Source organism: Terrihabitans rhizophilus, assembly GCF_033898525.1.
In the GTDB taxonomy this organism is placed as follows: domain Bacteria; phylum Pseudomonadota; class Alphaproteobacteria; order Rhizobiales; family Methylopilaceae; genus Flaviflagellibacter; species Flaviflagellibacter rhizophilus.
Genome location: NZ_JAXAFJ010000001.1, coordinates 669,285 through 689,929, shown reverse-complemented (window position 1 = coordinate 689,929; position 20,645 = coordinate 669,285). Strand labels below are relative to the sequence as shown.

Below are 20,645 nucleotides of genomic sequence, written 5' to 3'. Positions count from 1 at the left end.
GGGTCTTCCGACGCAGCGGTACAGACCATAGGACAGGTGCCGTTGACGAAGTCCTAACCACGCGACCCGGATTGCCGCCCGCATATGAGTGAAACGCCACTGATCGTCGTGACGCGCCGGCTTCCCGCCATGGTGGAAGACCGGATGCGTGCGCTGTTCCACGTGCGCTTCAACGGCACGGACGAACCGATGACGCGCGAGGATCTGGCAGCGGTGATGTCGGAGGCGACCGTGCTGGTGCCGACGGTGACCGACCGCGTCGATGCCGGTCTCATCGAAGGCGCCGGACCGTCACTGCGCATGATCGCGAATTTCGGCAATGGCGTGGACCATATCGACATGGCCGCCGCCACCAGACGCGGCATTCTGGTCACCAATACGCCCGGCGTGCTGACCGAAGACACCGCGGACATGACCATGGCCATGATCCTGGCCGGACCGCGCCGGCTGGCCGAAGGCATGCGCATCCTTCCCGATGGCCTCGAATGGAAGGGGTGGTCGCCCACATGGATGCTTGGCCGGCGCCTCGGCGGCAAGCAACTCGGCATTCTCGGCATGGGGCGCATCGGGCAGGCGGTCGCGCGCCGCGCGCGCGCCTTCGGGCTTGGCGTCCACTACCACAACCGCAAGCCCGTGGCGGGCCGTATCGAGGAGGCGCTCGGAGCAACCTACTGGGAAAGCCTCGACCAGATGCTGGCGCGCGTGGACATCCTCTCCGTCCATTGCCCGCACACGCCCGGCACCTTCCACCTGCTGTCCGCCCGTCGCCTCAAGCTGATGAAGCCCGACGCTTATCTGGTGAACATCGCGCGCGGTGAAGTGATCGACGAGGCGGCCTTGATCGAGATGATGGAGGCAGGCCTGTTCGGCGGCGCGGCGCTCGATGTGTTCGAGCATGAGCCGGAGGTTGATCCACGCTGGATTGCGCTTGCCCGCAAGGGGCGGGTGCTGCTGATGCCGCATATGGGCTCGGCCACCATCGAGAGCCGCGTGGACATGGGCGAGAAGGTGATCGTCAACATCCGCACGTTCCTGGACAATCACCGCCCGCCGGACCGCGTGCTGCCGAGCATGATGTAGGCTTTCCGAAACCGCGCTTTTTCTGTGTTCCCGTTATGTTCTCTCTGCGCTAGGCTTCCGCCACATGCCTTGGGAGGGGAACATGAAGACGCAGATCCTGGCCGCCGCGCTGCTGGCCGCATTGTCGATGCCTGCACTGGCCGTGGAACTCGTGCCGCCGCAGGACCTCGGGCGCACGATGTTCGATGGCAAGCCGATTACCAGCGCGGATGCCAAAGGCCGCACGTCCGAAATGGCCTTCGCCGAAGGCGGCAAGCTAACCCGCAAGACCTCTGCCGGCCGGGTGACGGAAGGGGTGTGGCGGCTCTCCGATGACGGGTTCTGCATGAAGCTCGGCGAGGCCAAGCGCGAAAGCTGCTACCTCGTGCTCAAGCAGAACGACGGCAAGCTGATGGCCGTGAAGCAGTCCGGCCAGCCCTTCACCTGGACGCGATGATCGGGGCCTCCGAGACCTCGCCGTTGAGCGGGTTCTCGGGATCCCATCCATAGCCGAGCGTCTCGAAGCGCCACGAACGGGCGTCCACCATCAGCAGGCGGCCGGTGAGGTCCTCGCCGAAGCCGACGATCTGGCGGATCGCCTCGAGCGCCATCATGGAGCCGATGATGCCAGCTAGCGCGCCGAGGACGCCGGCTTCCGCGCAGGCGGGGATCGCACCCTCGGGCGGCGGTTCCGGGAACAGGCAGCGATAGGTCGGGTTCGGCGCGCCGGACGGGCCGTTCTCATGCGGGCGCAGCGTGGTCAGCGCGCCGTCCATGGTGCCGAGCCAGCCCATGACCAGCGGCCGCCCCGCGCGGAATGCGGCATCGGACGCCAGGTAGCGCGTGCCGAAATTATCCGAGCCGTCGAGCACCACATCATAGCTGGCGATCAGGGCTTCCGCATTGTCGGGGGTCAGCCGGTGATTGTGCGGCACCACCTGCACTCCGGGATTGATGTGGCGCACCGCCTCTGCCGCACTCTCCACCTTCGGGCGCCCGGTGTCGCTCGTGCCATGGGCGATCTGGCGCTGGAGGTTGGACAGGGACACGGTGTCGTCGTCCACGACGCCGAGCGTGCCGACGCCCGCCGCCGCCAGATAAAGCAAAGCCGGGCTGCCGAGTCCGCCGGCGCCGATCAGCAAGACGCGCGCGTTCTGCAGCTTCTGCTGACCCGGGCCGCCGATCTCCCGCAACAGGATGTGGCGGGAATAGCGTTCGAGGTCGTCGGGGCTGAGCGGCATGGCGGTTCCGGTGCGGCGGGAGCCTCATATCGGATGTCCGCTGCCCGGTGCCAAGCGGCAAGGCGCCAGACCGTCACGCAGGCGTGACGGGCAGCGGGGGGAGAACAATTGCAGAATGCCGCCGGCCCCTTATCTTGGAGCCGTCCTCCCCACTGGCAGAACCCGATGAAGTCATCCCTGCGCGCCGGCGTCTCCGGTCTCGACATGACCATGCGCATCACGCTAGGCGTGCTGGCCCTTGCATCGGGCGTCTATACCTATCTCGGCGTGCGGGACCTGCTCGACGGATCGGCGGTCATCACCTTCTTCGCCGCGCTGATCTATTCCACCGCCGTGTCGATCGCGATCTACGCATTCTGGTCGGTGCTGATGCGCTTCCTGCCCCATGTGCGGGACATCGCGAGCCGCGTCTATCTTGGCCTTGCGATGGTGCTGGGCTGCGTGATGATCGTGGCCATGTCGTCATGGCTCAACGCGGCGGCGCTTGCGGGCTCGGCGGCCATCGAGCAGCACCTCGCGGTGACACTGCAGGGCTACACGCGCAATCTCGACGAAGCCAACAATCGCGCACTTGCCGCGCAGAGCCTGCTGCCGGACATCCAGTTGGCCTCCACCCGCTTCGCCCGCCTCGCCGATGCCGAACGCACGGGCGCACTGACGGGAAGCGCCGGCTCCGGCACCATCGTCCAACTGCTCAGCCAGATGGCGAGCCAGCTCGACGATTTGGGCCGGGAGGTCACGGCAAGCACGGAACGCACGCGGACCCTCTACGCCGAGGGCAGCGCTAGCATTGCCCGCATGCGCGAGCAGGTCTCGGGCACGGGGGACATCAAGACCCGCAGCGATGCCTTCGGCGTCGAGGCGCTGAAACTTGTCGGCACCATCGCCTCCCTGCAGCAGACCTCGATGGGCCCGGCGGTGAAGCGGGCTGCCGCCGATCTTGCGACCGGCTTCATCGCGCCTGCCGCGGATGGACGCACGGCGGAGATCGCAGGCCGGCAGAGCGAGGTCGTCACCAGCGTGGAACGCGCCGTGGCGGCGCAGGCCAGCGCCTTGTCGCAGGCTGCGGACCGCACCCTCGAAAGCGGCGAGGTCCAGCCCCAGCGGTTCCAGCCGTTGTCCACGGCCGAGGCCGTGCTGCGCTATGCCGGCGATTTCCTGCCAAGTTGGGCCGGGGCCATCTCCATCGATCTTCTGCCGGCGGTGCTGGTGCTGATCCTGTGCGTGGTCGAGGCCGCCATCAGGCGGGAGGAGGAGCCCGCCCGCGCCGAGACCATGACGGCGGCGGATCTCATCAACGCCATGCGCCTGCTGCGCGAGGTGGAGGGCGAACGGCTTGGCGTGGCGGTTGCCGCTCATGACGTGGCCTTAGCGGAAGCCGCGGCTGTGCCTGCGGACGCTAATGTGACGGCGCTCGCACATGCCCGGGGCGGCAAGAAGGAATGAGCGCCGTAGACCCGGCGCCTGGAGCGGCCGAGCCGACCTTCGTCCGGCGAATCTTCGGCGAGCGCCCGGACGAGACGGTGCTTCGCTTCCTGTTCCGCACCCTCATCGCCGTCACCATCGGTGTGCTCGGCTGGGACCTCTTTCAGCGCAGCACCGAAGAGATGGCCCGCGCAGCCGAGCCGAGCCTTCTGCCGGGCGAAGCGCCGAAGGTGGAGCCTTTCCTGCCGTCCATCCGGCCCAAAGTTGCGCCAGGCGACGAGAAGCGGCGCGGCAGCCCGATGGATGCGCGTCTTCAGCAGCCGATGACCGTGGAGTTGATGGCAGGCGGGCGGCTTGTCGCAACGGGCTCCATCACGCCCGGAACATCCGCGCGCTTCGCCGACGAGATCGGCAAGCGCGGCGATTACGTGAAGACGGTGGTGCTGAATTCGCCCGGCGGATCCGTGCAGGATGCGCTGGCCATGGGCAAGCTGATCCGCGAGCGCGGGCTGACCACCCTGGTGGAAAAAGCGGGACACTGCGCCTCGTCCTGTCCGCTGGTCTTCGCCGGCGGCTCATCGCGGATAGCGGAGAAAGGCGCCTCCATCGGCGTGCATCAGGTGTTCGCAATCTCCCAGCAGGACGGCGCGCAGGCCGATACCGGCATGGCGCAGGCGCAGCGCGTCTCAGCCGAGTGCCAGCGCCATCTGGTCGACATGGGCGTGGACGCCCGCGTCTGGATCCATGCCATGGAGACGCCGCGCGAGGAGCTGTTCTACTTCACCCCGAAGGAGATGCTGGACCTGAAGCTGGCGACCGGTGACGTGCTTCCGGCAGCGCCCGTGGCGGCGGCGAAGCAGCCGAAGGCTTGAGGACCCCGCGGGGTGCTGAAAAGCCGGGCTTGCGTGCGGGCGCGGCCTGACTAAGGTGCGCGCGAAATCGACCCCCTGCGCACGGACCCCCCGCCATGACCAAGAAGACGCCCAAGAAGGTGGTTCTCGCCTATTCCGGCGGCCTCGACACCTCCGTCATCCTGAAATGGCTGCAGACGGAATATGGCTGCGAGGTCGTGACCTTCACGGCCGATCTCGGCCAGGGCGAGGAGCTGGAGCCCGCGCGCAAGAAGGCCGAGCTGCTCGGCATCAAGCCGGAGAACATCTTCATCGAGGACCTCCGCGAGGAGTTCGTGCGGGACTTCGTGTTCCCCATCTTCCGCGCCAACGCGCTGTATGAGGGCCAGTACCTGCTGGGCACCTCCATCGCGCGGCCGCTGATCTCCAAGAAGCAGATCGACATCGCCCGCCAGACAGGCGCCGATGCCGTGGCCCACGGCGCCACCGGCAAGGGCAACGACCAGGTGCGCTTCGAGCTGGCCTATTATGCGCTGGAGCCCGAGATCACCATCATCGCGCCGTGGCGCGAATGGGACCTGACCTCGCGCACCCGCCTGCTGGAATTCGCCGAGCAGAACCAGATCCCGATCGCAAAGGACAAGCGCGGCGAGGCGCCGTTCTCGGTCGATGCCAACATGCTGCACTCCTCCTCCGAGGGTAAGGTGCTGGAAGACCCCAAGGACGAGGCGCCGGAGCTGGTCTACCAGCGCACCATCCGCCCCGAGGATGCGCCCGACAAGGCCACCTACATCACGGTGGACTTCGAGCAGGGCAATCCGGTCGCCATCGACGGCGAGCCGCTGTCGCCTGCCAACCTGCTGATGCGCCTCAACGCCCTCGGCAAGGAGAACGGCATCGGCCGGCTCGATCTCGTCGAGAACCGCTTCGTGGGCATGAAGTCGCGCGGCGTCTACGAGACGCCCGGCGGCACCATCCTGCACAAGGCCCATCGCGGCATCGAGAGCATCACGCTCGACCGCGAAGCTCTCCACCTCAAGGAGAGCCTGATGCCGAAATATGCCGAGCTGGTCTATTACGGCTTCTGGTTCGCGCCCGAGCGCGAGATGCTTCAGGCGCTGGTCGACAAGAGCCAGGAATTCGCGACCGGCCAGGTGCGGCTGAAGCTCTATAAGGGCAATGTCGACGTTGTGGGCCGCACCTCGCCCTATTCGCTCTACGACAAGGAACTTGTGACCTTTGAGGAAGGCGCCGTGGCCTACGATCACCGCGACGCGGAGGGCTTCATCAAGCTCAACGCCCTGCGCTTGCGCACGCTGGCTGCGCGCAAGAGGAAGATGGGCTGAGGCCCAGGGTTAACACCTCATAAACCCGCCATGTTCAAAGTGCAGGTCGTAAGGCAGGGCTGGAGAAGGTAGCCGGCGGCATGGCCGCCGGGCCCGAAAGGGGCGTGGGCATGTTCGAGGGGCGCGGAAAGAAGGGGCGGGACCGCAAGGAGCCCAGCTTCGACGCACATCCCGAGGAGTTGCTGGACCTCCGCCTCACTGCCGACGATCGCGCCGGCGGCGCCCCGGGCCGTGGGGCCCGCAAGGCCCGTCCGGAGATGGACTTCGACCGGAGCGGCCAGCTGCGCGCCGTGCGCGAGGAACCCGCATCCCGGCCGGAGCCACGGCTCCAGCATGGCGATGACAGAGCAGGGCAGGACATGGCAAGCCGGCAGCGCTCGCACCCGCTGCGCGGGGAAGGAAAGCCCAAGCGCCGCAAGGCGCGCGGCGGCGGACGCCGGGGCTGGTTCCCCTGGGGGTTCCTCATCAAGGCTTCCGCCTTGCTGGTGGTTCTTGCCGTGCTCGCCGGCGGCGGCATTGTCGCCTATGAGGCGACCAAGCTACCGGACATCGGCGATCTCAAGATTCCGCCGCGTGCACCGAGCGTAACCGTGCTGGCCGTCGACGGCTCGACGCTGGCGATGCGCGGCGATGGGATCGGCTCCAAGGTTACTTTGAAAGAGGTGCCGCCTTATCTTCCGCAGGCCTTCATCGCCATCGAGGACCAGCGTTTCCGGTCGCACTATGGCGTCGATCCCATTGGCCTGCTGCGCGCCTTCGTGGTGAACATGCAGGCGGGAAGCGTGGTACAGGGCGGCTCCACGCTGACCCAGCAGCTCGCGAAGAACCTGTTCCTGACGCCTGAGCGCTCCATGGAGCGCAAGATCCAGGAAGCCATCCTGGCCGTATGGCTGGAGGCGCGGCTGTCCAAGGACGAGATCCTCGAGCTTTATCTCAACCGCGTCTATTTCGGCTCCGGTGCCTATGGCGTGGAACAGGCCTCGCAGCGCTATTTTGGCAAGCCGGCCTCCTTCATGACCCTGCAGGAGAGCGCGATCCTCGCCGGCCTCGTCAAGGCGCCGTCGCGGCTTGCCCCGACGCGCGATCCGGAGGCCGCCGAAGCCCGCAGCCGCGTGGTCCTGGCGGCCATGGCGGAGCAGGGCTACGTCACTGCGGCCGAGGCCAAGAAGGCCATGAGCACCGCGCCCTCGGTCGCGAACGCCCGCTCCGACGGTGCCTCCGGCTATGTCGCCGACTGGGTGGTGGACCAGCTCGGCGATCTGGTCGGGAAGATCGAGCAGGACGTGGTGGTCGACACCACCGTGGATCCATTACTTCAGGCGGAGGCTGAGCAGGCCTTGTCCGGCGGACTTGCCGACAGCGGCGGCAAGCTCGGCGTCTCGCAGGGAGCCCTCGTCGCGCTCGACACCAAGGGCGCCGTGAAGGCCCTGGTGGGCGGGCGCTCCTATGCGCAGAGCCAGTTCAACCGCGCAGTGGCCGCGCATCGCCAGCCGGGATCGGCGTTCAAGCCGTTCGTCTACCTGACGGCGGTGGAGCAGGGCATGACGCCGGACACCCGCATCGCCGACGCGCCCATCCGCATAGGCAAATGGGCGCCGGAGAACTTCGACAAGAAATACCATGGACCCGTGACGCTGACGCAGGGCCTTGCGACGTCGCTGAACACGGTCGCCGTGCGGCTGGCCGTGGAGGCGGGGCCCGCCAATGTGGTCTCCGTCGCCCAGCGCATGGGCATGACCTCGACGCTGCAGCCGAATGCCTCCATTGCGCTCGGCACCTCGGAGGTGACGCCGCTGGAGCTTGCCGGCGCCTATGTGCCGTTTGCCAATGGCGGGCAGGGCGTCATCCCTCATGTGGTGCGCCGCGTGCGCACGGCCGATGGCGGAAAGGTGCTCTACGAGCGCCGCGGCTCCGGCCTCGGACAGGTGGTGGCGCCGCAATATGTGGCAATGATGAACCAGATGATGTCCGAGACCCTGCGCGTCGGCACCGCCCGCAAGGCGGATCTCGGCGGGTGGCAGGCAGCCGGCAAGACCGGAACGAGCCAGGATTACCGTGACGCCTGGTTCGCCGGCTATACCGGCCAGCTCGTCACCGTGGTGTGGCTGGGCAACGATAATTCCTCGCCCACCAAGAAAGCGTCGGGCGGTGGGCTGCCGGTCGATATCTGGAACCGGTTCATGGTTCAGGCCCATCGCGGAATGGCGATGGCCTCGCTGCCCGGGCTCTATGAGCCGCGCGCGGTGCTGGCCGATGCGCCTCCGCCCCGTGCACGGGACAATATGTGGGGAGGCGGCCGTCCGCCGCAGCGCGAGGAAGCGCCGATCCGCAATCCCATCGACCTGATCAAGCGCCTGTTCGGCGGCTAAAGCTCCGCCGTGCCATACCTGTGCAGCCCCGCGCCATGTGCTTTCAGCCAGGCCTCGGCGGCGTCCGTCTGCGGGAACAGATCGAGGACGATGGCCCAGAAGCGCGGGCTGTGGTTCATCTCGCGCCGGTGGGCCACCTCATGCGCGGCCACGTAGTCCAGCACCATGGGCGGCGCCATGACGAGGCGCCACGAAAAGGCCAGCGCACCCTGCGATGAGCAGGAGCCCCAGCGGCTGCGCGTGTCCTTGATGGTGATGCGTGCCGTGGTGACGCCGAGCGCCAAGGCATGCCGGGCGACGGCTGCATCGAGATCGCGCTTTGCCTCCCGCTTCAGGAAGTCCAGCGTGCGGCGAGGCAGATGATCGGGCGATCCGCCCACCAGCAGCAGGGGACTGCCGCCATCATCCGGATCTGCCAGCCGCGTCACCGCGCGCGTGCCGGCGGGCGCGATCCGGTGCATCACGCCGCGGACGGGTACCTCCGCGCCGTCGGCAAACGGCACCGCTCCCGACAAACCGCGCAGCCGTTCGCCGATCCATGGCACCTGCCGTTCGGCAAATGCCTGCGCCGCCTTGAGGCTGACGCGTGCAGGGAGCGTCATCACCACATCGCCACGCGCAATGCGCACCCGCAGCGTGAGCCGGCGCGCGCTGGCGTGGCGTCGCACCGCGATGGACACCGGCCGGCCGTCCACGATCACCTGGATGGTGGACGGTTGAGCTGCCGGACGGCGCAGGAATGGGGGGAGGTCGAACAGCACAGAACGTGAATACCAGCCTTGTTCACGATTCGAGCCCGGCGGCTAACCGGCGATGGACTCCACGGCAGCGATGATGCGGGAGAGATCCTCCGGCCGCGAGAGCCGGTGATCCCCGTCCTTGATCAACGTGACGGTGACGTCGTCCTGGGCGAGATGCTCGACCAGCCTCATCGCGTGCTGCCACGGCACGTCGGGGTCCTGCATGCCTTGCAGGACCCGTACAGGTGCGCCGACGTGGAAGCACTCCCCGAAAAGGAGGTGCCGACGTCCGTCCTCGATCAACGCGCGGGTGATCGGCGTCGGTTCCGGGGAGTACTCGGACGGCAAATGGTAGACGCCGTCTGTCGTGACCGCGTGCTTCGCCTCTTCGGAGAAGCGGTCCCACATCAGCGTCTCGGTGAAGTCCGGCGCCGGCGCGATGAGGACGAGGCCGCCTGGTTCGTGCCCCTCTGCCGCAAGACGCCGGGCAGCAAGCAGCGCGATCCACCCGCCCATGGACGAGCCGACGAGAACCGGCGCCGGGCCGCCATGGGCGCGGATGACGGCAAGTGCATCGTCCAGCCAGTCGGAGATTGTGCCGTCCTCGAAACGTCCGGAGGATTCTCCATGGCCGGAATAATCGAACCGCAGCACCGACCGCCCGTTCGCCCGGCCCCATTCCACAAGGTGCCCGGCTTTCGTGGCCAGCATGTCGGACCGGAAGCCGCCGAGCCAGACAATGGTTGGTCCCTTACCTGGCAGGTGGCGAAAGGCGAGCCGGCGGCCTCCGGCCTCAAGATGATCAATGCGTTCCACGGGCTCCTCCGTTGCGAAAGCGGTGATGCGCCACCACATCCGGGATGTAAATCACGCGCGTGGCGAGTTGACATCGCGCGAAAATCACCCATCCTCCCCAGCGCAGCTTTGCGGCCCATTTGGCCGCTGCGCGCGCTTGCCGAAACAGTTTAGGAGAGACACCCATTCGCCGTCCGATGAGATCCATAGCGCCCGTCCAGAAAGAAGGACCGCGCATCAACCGTGAAATCCGGGTTCCGTCCGTGCAATTGATCGACGCCGAAGGTGAGAACCGCGGCGTGTTGAACATCGCGGATGCGATCACCCTCGCTGAGGAAGCCGGGCTGGATCTCGTGGAGATTGCACCGAACTCCCAGCCGCCGGTCTGCAAGCTGCTGGACTACGGCAAGTTCAAGTTCTCCGCGCAGAAGAAAGCCGCCGAGGCGCGCAAGAACCAGAAGACCGTCGAGGTCAAAGAGATCAAGATGCGTCCGAACATCGACGATCACGACTACGACGTGAAGATGAGGGCGATGCGCCGCTTCTTCGAAGAAGGCGACAAGGTGAAGGTCACCCTGCGCTTCCGCGGCCGCGAGATGGCCCATCAAAACCTTGGTCTGAACCTGCTCTGGAAGGTGCGTGACGAGGTTGCGCCCATCGCGAAGGTCGAGAGCGATCCCTCGCTCGAAGGACGCCAGATGGTGATGATCCTCTCGCCGCGCTGAGCAAGCAGTCCCGGAAGTGGAAAAGCGCGCCTCCCGGCGCGCTTTTTTATTACTTCCCGAACTCTCCGCCGCCGCTCCCGGACGAGGGGGCTTCAGGCTCAACGAGGCGCACCGACTTGGCTATCATGTCAGGGCTCTTCTGGCCCGGGATTGTCTCGTAGGTCGTTTCAGTGCGACCCGGGGTCGTCATGCCCGTCCCGGCGGCAGGCTCGAACTTCCAATTCATGCCGGCGTTCAGGGTCAGCTTATCCACGACCAATGCCACCTTGTCCGCCGTCACATTCGATTGAGCGTTGAAGGTCACGTGGCGGCTTGGCCAGTAGATCAGCCCTTCGAAGTGCTGATTGACGGCGCCGTTCACGCTAAAGGACGATGACGAAAGATTGGGAGCTTCGAAGAACAGGATGCCATTATAGGGGCCGCTTGTCGGCGCGCGCAGATCAATCTGTGCCTGGCTGTTGATCTGGATATAGGAGTTGGCATCCGGATAGTAGAACGTGACGCCGTTGCCAACAAACCTGATGCCGGAATTCCAGTTCGTCGTGCCTTTCCAGATGTACAGGCCCGGATTGAACGTGACGACCGACGGGCCGCTATTAATGTTGACGTTCTCGTAGACGCCGGGATTCAGCGTGTAGGCGGTGCCGTTTCCGCTAAGGTTGAGGCCCTTGTAGTTTCCGCTCAACGTGATGCTGGTGAAGCCGGAATTGAAGTTGATGTTGCAGTAGTCACCCGAGGCCAACACCAGGTTCTTGCCGCTGGAATTCGCGTCGTAGGACTGGCCGTTCTTTGTTGAGCAATTGTTGTTCGCTACCGTCACCGACGGCAGCGTGCCCGCATAAGGGTCGTCGATCGCCGGGCAATTCTGCACAAAGCTGGCCGGCTTCACGCCGTTCCAAGGACTTGCTTTTCCCTTGATGCAGACCGCGCGCATGTTGACGCTGTCGACATTGTTGAGCGTTGCGGCGCTGTTCGAGGTCGAACGCACATGCATCTCGCAGCCGGGAGCGGTGATCCGCACACTAGAATTGATCAGCAGGGCCTGGCCTGCGGTCGCATTCTTCACCAGGATGCAGACCGGATTTCCCGGCACCGTAGTCTCGTGCTTGATCACCTTATCCGGCTCGTTCACTCCCTCCTTCACATCGGTTTGGAGTTGGGCCGTGCTGCTGACCGAAACATCCATAGTATCGATATTGACGATGCGCATCATCGCGGTCTGCACCACCGCCTGTACGGTGCCACTGACCCGATCGCCGTTCTCGGTGAAGCTCTTGGAGGTGATCGTCACGCCTGAAGGCGTTGCAAAGGATTCCAGCATGGCCTTAGCGGCGTCGGCGCGGCCGCTCTCCTGGCCCGCGCCGCTGAGCACGGCTGAGTCCAGTTCGCTCTGGAGCGCCGAGCGTGCCTGCGCCGCGCGCGTGTAATCCACTGCCGCACCGGCAGCCATGGAGAGCGGCAGCACGGCCAGAGCGAACAGAACCATGGCAACGCCCCGGTCGTCGGACCGAAAACGCTCTAACAGGGTCATCTTGACGTACTCCAAAGGTTCGGCAAGCACGGGTTGTATCACCCGTTCCGAATTCTACCGGTCAGATTAGCGAATACAGAACAACAGATGGTCACCCCAAAGGAGAAAATTTTACGCTTGGGTTAATAGATCAAAGAAGCGCGTCCGGGTGGCGGTCCCGTCTTCGTCCTTGCCTTTGCGGCCGTCCGCAGCTAAAAGCCCGCTCTCTCTCCCGTCCGGCTGAAAGGGCTGCCGCGGCGGGAGTTTTCGCTCGACTGGCTGCCGCCTCGGCGGACTTGTGCCGGTCCCACTCTAGATGGAGAGCAAAATGCCCAAGATGAAGACGAAGTCGGGCGTCAAGAAACGCTTCCGGCTCACGGGAACAGGCAAGGTTATCGCAGGTCAGGCAGGCAAGCGCCACGGCATGATCAAGCGCACGAAGTCTCAGATCCGGAACCTGCGCGGCACGACGATTCTGTCGAAGGCCGACCAGGGCATCGTCAAGAGCTTCTTCCCCTATGGGTCGGCTCGCTGAGCCGCTGCGCTGAAAGGATAAACAGATGTCCCGTGTAAAACGCGGCGTAACTTCCCACGCCAAGCACAAGAAGACGTTCAAGGCCGCCAAGGGCTTCTACGGCCGCCGCAAGAACACGATCCGCGCCGCGAAGGCTGCCGTCGACAAGGCGATGCAGTACTCGTACCGCGATCGCAAGAACAAGAAGCGCACGTTCCGCGCCCTCTGGATCCAGCGCATCAACGCCGCGGTCCGCGATGGCGGCCTGACCTATTCGCGCTTCATCGACGGCCTGAACCGCGCCGGCGTGACCATCGACCGCAAGGTGCTGTCCGATCTCGCCATCCGCGAGCCGGCTGCCTTCCAGATCCTTGTTGCGCAGGCCAAGGCCGCGCTTCCGGAAGCTGCCGCGGCCGCTGCCTGACACCGCCAATGCCCGTCGCCTCTGGCGGCGGGCTTCTTGTCCGTGCGCCATGTGCCGGACCGGGTAATCACCCCTTCTGCCCCCAGGGCTCTGTGCATGGTGCAAAGAGCCACGCAACGGCCCCCGAGATGAGCAGCCTCGACCAGCTCGAATCCCGCCTCCTGTCCGACATCGCCTCCGCTGCCGACGAGGCCGCGCTGGAAGCGATCCGCGTCGGTGCGCTGGGCAAGAAGGGCACCGTCTCCGAACAGCTCAAGGGCCTCGGCGCGATGTCGCCGGACGAGCGCCGCACCTTCGGTCCCGCCATCAACGGCCTGCGCGACCGCGTGACCTCAGCACTTGCCGAGCGCCGCCAGACCTTGGCAGATGCCGCGCTGGACGCGCGCCTCGCGTCCGAGACCGTGGACGTAACCCTGCCGGTCCGTGCCACGGGCGCCGATCTCGGCCGCCTCCACCCGATCAGCCAGGTGACGGAGGAGATCGCCGCGATCTTCGCCGATCTGGGCTTCGCCATCGCGGAAGGCCCTGACGTCGAGGACGACGAGCACAATTTCACGGCGCTGAACTTCCCCGTGGGCCATCCCGCCCGCGAAATGCACGACACCTTCTTCTTCGCGCCCGATGCCAGCGGCCAGCGCAAGGTGCTGCGCACGCACACCTCGCCGGTACAGATCCGGACCATGCGCTCGCAGCAGCCGCCCATCCGCATCATCTGCCCCGGCCGCACCTACCGCAACGACTCGGACCAGACCCACACGCCCATGTTCCACCAGGTGGAAGGGCTGGTCATCGACCGCACCGCGCATATGGGGAACCTGAAATGGATCCTCGAAGAGTTCTGCGCCGCCTTCTTCGAGGTCCCGAAGGTCGAGATGCGCATGCGCCCGAGCTTCTTCCCCTTCACCGAACCCAGCATGGAGGTGGACATCCGCTGCTCGCGCCAGGGCTCGGAAATCCGCTTCGGCGAGGGCGACGACTGGCTGGAGATCCTGGGCTGCGGCATGGTGCACCCCAATGTGCTGAGGAATTGCGGGCTCGATCCCGATGAATGGCAGGGCTTTGCCTGGGGCATGGGCATCGACCGTCTGGCAATGCTGAAATACGGCATGCCGGACCTGCGCGCCTTCTTCGAGGCCGACCAGCGCTGGCTCCAGCATTACGGCTTCCGCCCGTTCGACCTCCCCAGCCTCATCGGAGGGCTCAGCCAGTGAAGTTCACCATCTCCTGGCTGAAGGAGCACCTCGACACCGCCGCCTCCACCACCGAGATCGCCGATGCACTGACGCGCGTTGGCCTCGAGGTCGAGCATGTCGAGGACCGTGCCGCGGCGCTCGCGCCGTTCAAGACGGCGCGCGTGGTCGAGGCCGTGCAGCATCCGAATGCGGACAAGCTGCGCGTCTGCAAGGTCGATCCGGGCGACGGCAATCTGCTGCAGGTCGTCTGCGGCGCCCCCAATGCGCGCACCGGCATCATCGCCGTGCTGGCGCGCGAGGGCGCGGTGATCCCTGACACGGGCACGGTGCTGAAGCCGGGCGAAATCCGCGGTCAGGCCTCGCAGGGCATGATGGTGTCCGAGCGCGAGATGGGCCTGTCGAACGAACACAACGGCATCATCGAGATGCCGGAAGGCACGCCGATCGGAGTGCCGTTCGCGCCTTTGATGGGGCTCGACGATCCGGTGATCGAGATCGCGGTAACGCCCAATCGTCCGGACTGCCTCGGCGTCTCCGGCATCGCGCGCGATCTGGCGGCGGCGGGGCTGGGCGCGCTGACCACACCGGAGACCGTAGCGGTCGAAGGCCGCGGCGAGGTCGGCATCGGCCTGACACTCGATCTCGATGATCCCGAGCTGTGCCCGGCGTTCGCGCTGCGGCGCATCCGGGGCGTGCGCAACGGTCCGTCGCCCGACTGGCTGCAGAAACGCCTGCGCGCCATCGGGCTGCGCCCCATCAACGCGCTGGTCGACATCACCAATCTTCTGACCTTCGACCGCAACCGGCCGCTGCACGTCTTCGACGCGGTCAAGGTGGCGGGTGATCTCGTGGTGCGGCGTGCGCGCGGGGGCGAGAGCCTGACCGCACTCGACGGCAAGACCTACGACCTCGACACCGAAGTCGTGGTCATCGCCGATGAGAACGGCGTCGAGAGCATGGCCGGCGTCATGGGCGGCGAGGCCACCGGCTGCGATGAAGGCACCACGGATGTGCTGCTGGAAAGCGCGCTGTGGAGCCCGCTCAACATCGCGCAGACCGGCCGGCGGCTCGGGGTGCACTCCGACGCGCGTCATCGATTCGAGCGTGGGGTCGATCCCGCCTTCACCGTGCCGGGTGTCGAACTTGCCACGCGGCTGATCCTCGACCTGTGCGGCGGCGAGGCGTCCGAGATCCTGCTGGTGGGTGAAATCCCGGACGGGCGCGTGCCGATCCGCTTCCCCACATCCGAGGTCGAGCGCCTGACGGGACTTTCCGTCTCGGCGGACGAGATCGCAGGCGTGCTGGACCGTCTCGGCTTCGCCCGCATGGCACATGACGACGTGCTGAGCATCACCCCGCCCACATGGCGTCCGGACGTGCACGGCAAGGCCGATCTCGTGGAAGAGGTGGTCCGCATCGTCGGCCTGGACCGCGTCAAATCCGTGCCCCTGCCGCGTGCCGAGGGCATCTCGCGTCCGGTGCTGACGGCACTGCAGCGCCGCAGCCGCACGGCCCGTCGCCTGCTGGCAGCGCGCGGCCTCGTGGAAGCCGTGACGTGGTCCTTCGTGCCCAAGGCACATGCCGAGGCCTTCGGCGGCGGCAAGCCGGAACTGGCTCTGGCCAATCCCATCGCCGTCGATCTGTCCGACATGCGCCCCAGTCTGCTGCCGGGTCTTCTCGCCGGCGCACAGCGCAACGCCAATCGCGGGCTTGAGGATGCCGCCCTGTTCGAGGTCGGCCAGATCTTCCTCGGCGCCGGCCCCGGCGACCAGCGGATGGCGGCAGCAGTGCTGCGGCGCGGAACCGCCAAGCCGTCGGGATCGGGTCGGCATTGGTCTTCGCGTGCCGCGTCGGTGCATGTGTTCGACGCCAAGGCCGACGCCCTCGGCCTGCTGGCGGCCCTCGGCCTGCCGGCCGACCGGGTCCAGATCGTGCCGGGTGCCGCCGCCTATTTCCATCCCGGTCGCTCCGGCACGCTTCAGCTGGGGCCGAAGAACGTGTTCGGCTATTTCGGCGAACTGCATCCGCGCGTGCTGAAGACGCTCGATGTCGAAGGCCCCGTCGTAGCCATCGAGATCGTGCTGGATGCGCTTCCGGAGCCGAAGGCGAAGGCCACCAAGGCCAAGCCGCCGCTGGAGCGGCTCGACCTTCAGGCGGTCAGCCGCGACTTCGCCTTCGTGGTGAAGCGCGACGTGAAGGCGGCCGACGTGCTGCGCGCCGTCCAGGGCGCAGACCGCAAGCTCATCGCCGGCGCCGAGGTGTTCGACGTCTATGAAGGCACGGGCGTCTCGGAGGGCATGAAGTCGCTGGCGGTGGCGGTGACGTTGCAGCCGCGCGACAAGACCATGACGGATGCCGAGATCGAAGCGGTGGCCGGCGCGATCGTCGCGGCCGTGACGAAGGCAACCGGAGCCGTCTTGCGGGGTTGATGCTACAGGCTGACGAGAGGGCAGGGGACCAGAACGCATGATCCAGGCCGCTCTTCTCGCGCTCAGCCAGGCATTTTCCCCCGCCTTCCGCTCCATCCTGCTGAAGACCGTGGGCCTTGCGCTGCTGTTCCTCGTGGTGCTGGGCGTGCTGCTCTGGACCCTCGCGACGCACTTCATCGATCTGCAGAACCAGAACTTCGATCTGGCGGCGGGCGTGCTGAGCGGGCTCGGCATCGTGGCCGGGCTGTTCTTCCTGATCCCGCCGGTCGTCTCGCTGGTCGCGGGCTTCTATCAGGACCGCATCGCCGAGCGCGTCGAGGCCGATCATTACCCCGCCGACGTGCCGGGCCGCGAACTGCCGACCGGGCGGTCCATCCTGCTCGCCATCCGCTTCGCCCTGCTGGTGCTGGTGGTGAACGTGGGAACGCTGTTCCTGCTGCTGGTGCCGGGCGTAAACCTCATCGTCTGGTGGATCGCCAACGGCTATCTGCTGGGTCGCGAATACTTCGAGTTCGCGGCCATGCGGTTCCTGCCTGAGGATGAGGCGAAGGCGCTTCGCTCCGCCTATACCGGCCGCGTCTTCATCGGCGGGCTGATGATCGCGGCCCTGATGGCGGTCCCGATCCTGAACCTGACCACGCCGCTGGTGGCCTCGGCTTTCATGGTGCACGTCTTCAAGCGTGTGCAGAAGCGCCTGCCGCCGCCCCGGGTGTAAGCTGCAGGAACGGACCTCATCCTGAGCCTGTCGAAGGATGGCGTTGAGGCGTGAACCAGCATCCTTCGACAAGCTCAGGATGAGGCGGAGCGCAGGCCAGGCGGAAAGCCTATTTCGTGCCGAACAGCCGGTCGCCGGCATCGCCGAGGCCGGGCCGGATATAACCGTGGCTGTCGAGCTGGCGGTCCACGGAGGCGGTGAAGATCTCCACATCGGGATGGTGCTCTGCCAGCACTTCGACGCCTTCCGGCGCCGCAAGCAGGCAGACGAAGCGGATCTTGCGCGCACCCGCCTGCTTGAGGCGTGAGATGGCGGCGGCGGCGGAATGGCCGGTTGCCAGCATCGGATCGACCACCACGGCGAGGCGCTCGCCGATATCGTCCGGCAGCTTCAGGTAATACTCGACCGGCACCAAGGTCTGCGGATCGCGGTACAGGCCGATATGGCCGACACGCGCGGACGGCACGAGGTCCAGCATGCCGTCGAGGATGCCGTTGCCGGCGCGCAGGATGGAGACGAAGCACAGCTTCTTGCCGGCGAGGATGGGTGCGGTCATGCGCTCCAGCGGCGTCTCGATTTCCACCGTCTCCAGCGGCAGGTCGCGCGTCACTTCATAAGCGAGAAGCAGGGCAACCTCGGACACCAATCGGCGGAAATCCGTGGTGGGCTGGTCCTTCTTCCGCAGAAGGGTGAGCTTGTGCTGGACCAATGGGTGATCGACGAGGACCACGTTCGAAAATCCGTTCATTGCCCTCGTCCCCTTGCCTCAAAATACCGTGCCGTCGCTGAGGATCTTCAGCGGCGGGCCACCATCTGGCCTGAGTTCGCTGGCGATCTTGCGCCCCGCCGCCCAGGTGCCGCCCTCCAGCACGCAGGCCAAAGGCATGTCGTCCTCGCTGCGGCCGAGCCGCAGGCGCACAGGTGTGGCAAGCCGGTCCAGCAGGGCCACCGTGAGGCCGCGCCACTCCACCACCGCCTCATGGTCGACCGGCAGCAATGTCTCGCGCAACGCGGGATCGCGCGGCCGGATCACGCCCAGATCGATGAACAGCCCGCCATTGCGGTATTCGGGCAGGCCGGTCAGTTCCCCCACGTCCGTGACCTCGTCGCCGGCGTCCTGGAAGATCTCGATCAGGGAATAGGTCAGCCACTGCGAGAGTTTGTGGAACGGGATCAGCCCTGACGTGAGGTCGCGCGTGACGATCTGCGAATGGCGCCAGACATCGCCCAGGTTCTCGCCGCCGATCTGAAGGCGCGACGGCCAGATCGGGCCGAACGCATCGAGCACGGCCTCTAGGATGGCCCGCGCGGGTACTGCATTGGGGTAAGCGCGCTTGATGTGATCGTAGAGGTGGCCGATGCGCGGTTCGAAGCGGCCGAAGATGTCCGGTCGCTCGCGCAGCACCTGACCTAGATGGCGCATCAGTTCCGCGCGTCCGGGCACGCCGAGCAGGGGGTTCTTGCCGGAGACCTGGAACATTGTCTCGATGGTCTGGGGCGTCACCGCTTCCAGACCGGCGGCGTCGGCCAGCATGCGGTTGTGCGGATCGGACGAGAAGGCGCCCTCCACGAAGCCGTGCAGGCTTGCCACGGCCAATCCTTCCGAGCGGGCGAGGAACATGCCCGTGCCCGGCTCCTCGTAGCGCCATGTGGTGCCCGCGCCGGCATCCAGCAGGACGCTCGGCACGCACAGGTCGAAGCGCAGCCGCGCGATCTCGGTGATGTCCAGCATGGACACCGCGTCCGCGATCATGCCCCAGCGGTCCACGCCGGCTGCATGGAAATGGCGCCAGCGCGAATGATAGGGAATCTCGAGTTGCGGGTACTGCTCGCGGATCACGTCGGCGACGTAATCCGCCGCCTGATCCATCCGGTCGAGATCGAGCCTGAAATGGTTGAGCGTTCCGGCCTCACCGAGCGCCAGAAGAGCATGGCTCCGCTCGCGCACCGCGTCAGCTGTCTTGAGCCAAGCCACGGCCTCGGCAGGTTTGTTCAGATTTGCTGGCATCAGGCCTCGAGTTCACGGCCCTTTGCCTTCCGCAATTCATCGACGCCGGGCACCTGATCGGTGAAATAGCCCGCTGCTTTCTTCGCGTCCATCTCCACCTGCGCATCGGCGGGGATCAGGTCTTCGGGTATGGGCACCCGCTCCACCACCTCGATGCCGCTGCCCACGATGGGCGCGTGCTTCATGTTGCTCATCGAAACGAGGCGGTCGATGCGGCTGATGCCGAGCCAGTGCAGCACGTCCGGCATCAACTCCTGGAAGCGCATGTCCTGCACGCCGGCCACGCATTCCGTGCGCTGGAAATAGGCCTCCGCGCGGTCGCCGCCCTCCTGCCTTTTGCGCGCATTGTAGACGAGGAACTTCGTGACCTCGCCGAGTGCGCGGCCTTCCTTGCGGTTGTAGGAGATGACGCCGACGCCGCCGCGCTGCGCGGTCTCGATGCAGACCTCGATTCCGTGCGCCAGGTAGGGGCGGCAGGTGCAGATGTCCGAACCGAAAACGTCCGAGCCGTTGCACTCGTCGTGGATGCGGCAGGCGATCTTCGTTTCCGGCCTTCCGAGCTTCGCTGTGTCGCCGAACAGATAGATTGTGGTTCCGCCAATGGGCGGCAGGAAAAGCTGCAGGTCGGGCCGTGTCACCAGTTCGGGAAACATGCCCCCGGTGTGCTCGAAGAGGGCGCGGCGCATATCCGTCTCGACAATGCCGAAGCGGCGGGCGACGCCGGCGAGGTGCCAGACGGGCTCGATGGCAATCTTGGTCACGCGTGCATCGCCGTTCGCGCACAGCACGTCGCCATCCGGCACCAGGCGGCCGGCCGCGATGGCGGCGCAGATCTCCGGCATGTTGATGTGCGCCTTGGTGACCGCGATGGAGGGACGGATGTCCGCACCCGCCGCGATCTCCGCGCCGAAGCCCTGTCCGGGCATGTGTCCCCAGGGATCGAGCGAGACGATCTTGCCCGGCTCGCTCCATTGCGGGAACGGGCCGATGGGCTCCGCCGGCGCGGTGTTGGTGAGGTCCGGCCTGTGGCCGGCATCCAGCTGGCCCGCCGCCACGGCCAGCGCCCGGTACAGGGAATAGGCCCCGGAATGGGCGCCGATGGCGTTGCGCCCGGTGGCGTTGGGGGTCGCGATGACCGGGCCGCGGCCGGTCTGCGTAGCGGCGCCCCAGCTCAGGGCCTGCGGCTGCGTGCTGGGCGTGCCGGGATGCGAGGTGATGACGATAGGTTGGGGGAGGCGGCGCTCGTTGGAGCGGAGCTTTGCTTCAGGACTCATCTGGTACCCGCCGGGGCCGCAGCCCCA

Annotated in this window: 19 protein-coding genes; 12 read left to right on the top strand and 7 right to left on the bottom strand. The window is 66.4% G+C overall.

Annotation, left to right across the window (positions count from 1 at the left end; translation table 11 throughout):
* Positions 1-84: 84 nt before the first annotated feature.
* Together SCD90_RS03045 and SCD90_RS03040 are read left to right on the top strand one after the other, a co-directional pair.
* Positions 85-1,080 (top strand): 2-hydroxyacid dehydrogenase, encoded by a 996-nt coding sequence (locus SCD90_RS03045; protein ID WP_319843138.1) that lies wholly within the window; start codon positions 85-87, stop codon positions 1,078-1,080.
* Positions 1,081-1,162: 82 nt separating this feature from the next.
* Positions 1,163-1,516, top strand: a complete 354-nt coding sequence (locus SCD90_RS03040; protein WP_319843137.1) for a hypothetical protein — start codon at positions 1,163-1,165, stop codon at positions 1,514-1,516.
* Here the strand turns inward: SCD90_RS03040 and SCD90_RS03035 are convergent.
* Positions 1,500-2,300, bottom strand: coding sequence for a HesA/MoeB/ThiF family protein (locus tag SCD90_RS03035; protein WP_319843136.1), 801 nt, complete (start codon positions 2,298-2,300; stop codon positions 1,500-1,502). The two genes, SCD90_RS03040 and SCD90_RS03035, sit on opposite strands and share 17 nt — an antisense overlap.
* A gap of 165 nt (positions 2,301-2,465) precedes the next feature.
* Between SCD90_RS03035 and SCD90_RS03030 the strand changes: the two genes are divergently transcribed.
* The 4 genes from SCD90_RS03030 to SCD90_RS03015 all read left to right on the top strand — a co-directional run bounded on the left by SCD90_RS03030 (position 2,466) and on the right by SCD90_RS03015 (position 8,291).
* Positions 2,466-3,746 carry a hypothetical protein gene (locus SCD90_RS03030; protein ID WP_319843135.1) on the top strand — a complete coding sequence of 427 codons (1,281 nt, stop codon included), beginning with the start codon at positions 2,466-2,468 and terminating at the stop codon, positions 3,744-3,746.
* A complete protein-coding gene (locus tag SCD90_RS03025) occupies positions 3,743-4,597 on the top strand; it encodes a COG3904 family protein (RefSeq protein WP_319843134.1) in 855 nt (284 codons plus the stop codon). Before SCD90_RS03030 ends, SCD90_RS03025 begins: the two co-directional genes overlap by 4 nt.
* Positions 4,598-4,692: 95 nt before the next feature.
* Positions 4,693-5,922 (top strand): argininosuccinate synthase, encoded by a 1,230-nt coding sequence (locus tag SCD90_RS03020; protein WP_319843133.1) that lies wholly within the window; start codon positions 4,693-4,695, stop codon positions 5,920-5,922.
* Between the two features lie 80 nt (positions 5,923-6,002).
* A complete protein-coding gene (locus SCD90_RS03015) occupies positions 6,003-8,291 on the top strand; it encodes a transglycosylase domain-containing protein (RefSeq protein WP_319843132.1) in 2,289 nt (762 codons plus the stop codon).
* Here SCD90_RS03015 and SCD90_RS03010 read toward each other — a convergent pair.
* A complete protein-coding gene (locus SCD90_RS03010) occupies positions 8,288-9,052 on the bottom strand; it encodes a M48 family metallopeptidase (protein ID WP_319843131.1) in 765 nt (254 codons plus the stop codon). The genes SCD90_RS03015 and SCD90_RS03010 overlap by 4 nt on opposite strands.
* A gap of 42 nt (positions 9,053-9,094) precedes the next feature.
* A complete protein-coding gene (locus tag SCD90_RS03005; protein ID WP_425265624.1) occupies positions 9,095-9,886 on the bottom strand; it encodes an alpha/beta hydrolase in 792 nt (263 codons plus the stop codon).
* Between the two features lie 125 nt (positions 9,887-10,011).
* Between SCD90_RS03005 and infC the strand changes: the two genes are divergently transcribed.
* A complete protein-coding gene (gene infC / locus SCD90_RS03000) occupies positions 10,012-10,551 on the top strand; it encodes a translation initiation factor IF-3 (RefSeq protein ID WP_319843235.1) in 540 nt (179 codons plus the stop codon).
* 49 nt (positions 10,552-10,600) lie between these two features.
* Here the strand turns inward: infC and SCD90_RS02995 are convergent, their stop codons facing one another.
* Complete coding sequence (locus SCD90_RS02995) at positions 10,601-12,112, bottom strand: TadE/TadG family type IV pilus assembly protein (RefSeq protein WP_319843130.1); 1,512 nt, start codon at positions 12,110-12,112, stop codon at positions 10,601-10,603.
* Positions 12,113-12,389: 277 nt separating this feature from the next.
* On the opposite strand from SCD90_RS02995, the gene rpmI reads away from it, so the two are divergent.
* From rpmI to SCD90_RS02970, 5 genes are all read left to right on the top strand, one after another.
* Positions 12,390-12,596, top strand: a complete 207-nt coding sequence (rpmI, locus tag SCD90_RS02990) for a 50S ribosomal protein L35 (RefSeq protein ID WP_319843129.1) — start codon at positions 12,390-12,392, stop codon at positions 12,594-12,596.
* Positions 12,597-12,621: 25 nt separating this feature from the next.
* A complete protein-coding gene (rplT, locus tag SCD90_RS02985; RefSeq protein ID WP_319843128.1) occupies positions 12,622-12,999 on the top strand; it encodes a 50S ribosomal protein L20 in 378 nt (125 codons plus the stop codon).
* A 128-nt stretch (positions 13,000-13,127) separates the two neighbouring features.
* Positions 13,128-14,210: a phenylalanine--tRNA ligase subunit alpha gene (gene pheS / locus SCD90_RS02980; protein WP_319843127.1), complete on the top strand. Its 1,083-nt coding sequence runs from the start codon at positions 13,128-13,130 to the stop codon at positions 14,208-14,210.
* Positions 14,207-16,621 carry a phenylalanine--tRNA ligase subunit beta gene (pheT, locus tag SCD90_RS02975; protein ID WP_319843126.1) on the top strand — a complete coding sequence of 805 codons (2,415 nt, stop codon included), beginning with the start codon at positions 14,207-14,209 and terminating at the stop codon, positions 16,619-16,621. Before pheS ends, pheT begins: the two co-directional genes overlap by 4 nt.
* A 37-nt stretch (positions 16,622-16,658) precedes the next feature.
* Positions 16,659-17,336 (top strand): sulfate transporter family protein, encoded by a 678-nt coding sequence (locus SCD90_RS02970; RefSeq protein ID WP_319843125.1) that lies wholly within the window; start codon positions 16,659-16,661, stop codon positions 17,334-17,336.
* Between the two features lie 109 nt (positions 17,337-17,445).
* Here the strand turns inward: SCD90_RS02970 and upp are convergent, their stop codons facing one another.
* The 3 genes from upp to SCD90_RS02955 are packed head-to-tail and all read right to left on the bottom strand — an operon-like array spanning position 17,446 to position 20,618.
* Positions 17,446-18,084 (bottom strand): uracil phosphoribosyltransferase, encoded by a 639-nt coding sequence (gene upp / locus SCD90_RS02965; protein ID WP_319843124.1) that lies wholly within the window; start codon positions 18,082-18,084, stop codon positions 17,446-17,448.
* Between the two features lie 18 nt (positions 18,085-18,102).
* Positions 18,103-19,344 carry a URC4/urg3 family protein gene (locus SCD90_RS02960; protein ID WP_319843123.1) on the bottom strand — a complete coding sequence of 414 codons (1,242 nt, stop codon included), beginning with the start codon at positions 19,342-19,344 and terminating at the stop codon, positions 18,103-18,105.
* The gene (locus SCD90_RS02955; protein WP_319843122.1) at positions 19,344-20,618 is read right to left on the bottom strand and encodes a GTP cyclohydrolase II; all 1,275 of its coding nucleotides are present in this window, start codon (positions 20,616-20,618) and stop codon (positions 19,344-19,346) included. Before SCD90_RS02955 ends, SCD90_RS02960 begins: the two co-directional genes overlap by 1 nt.
* Positions 20,619-20,645 lie beyond the last annotated feature (27 nt).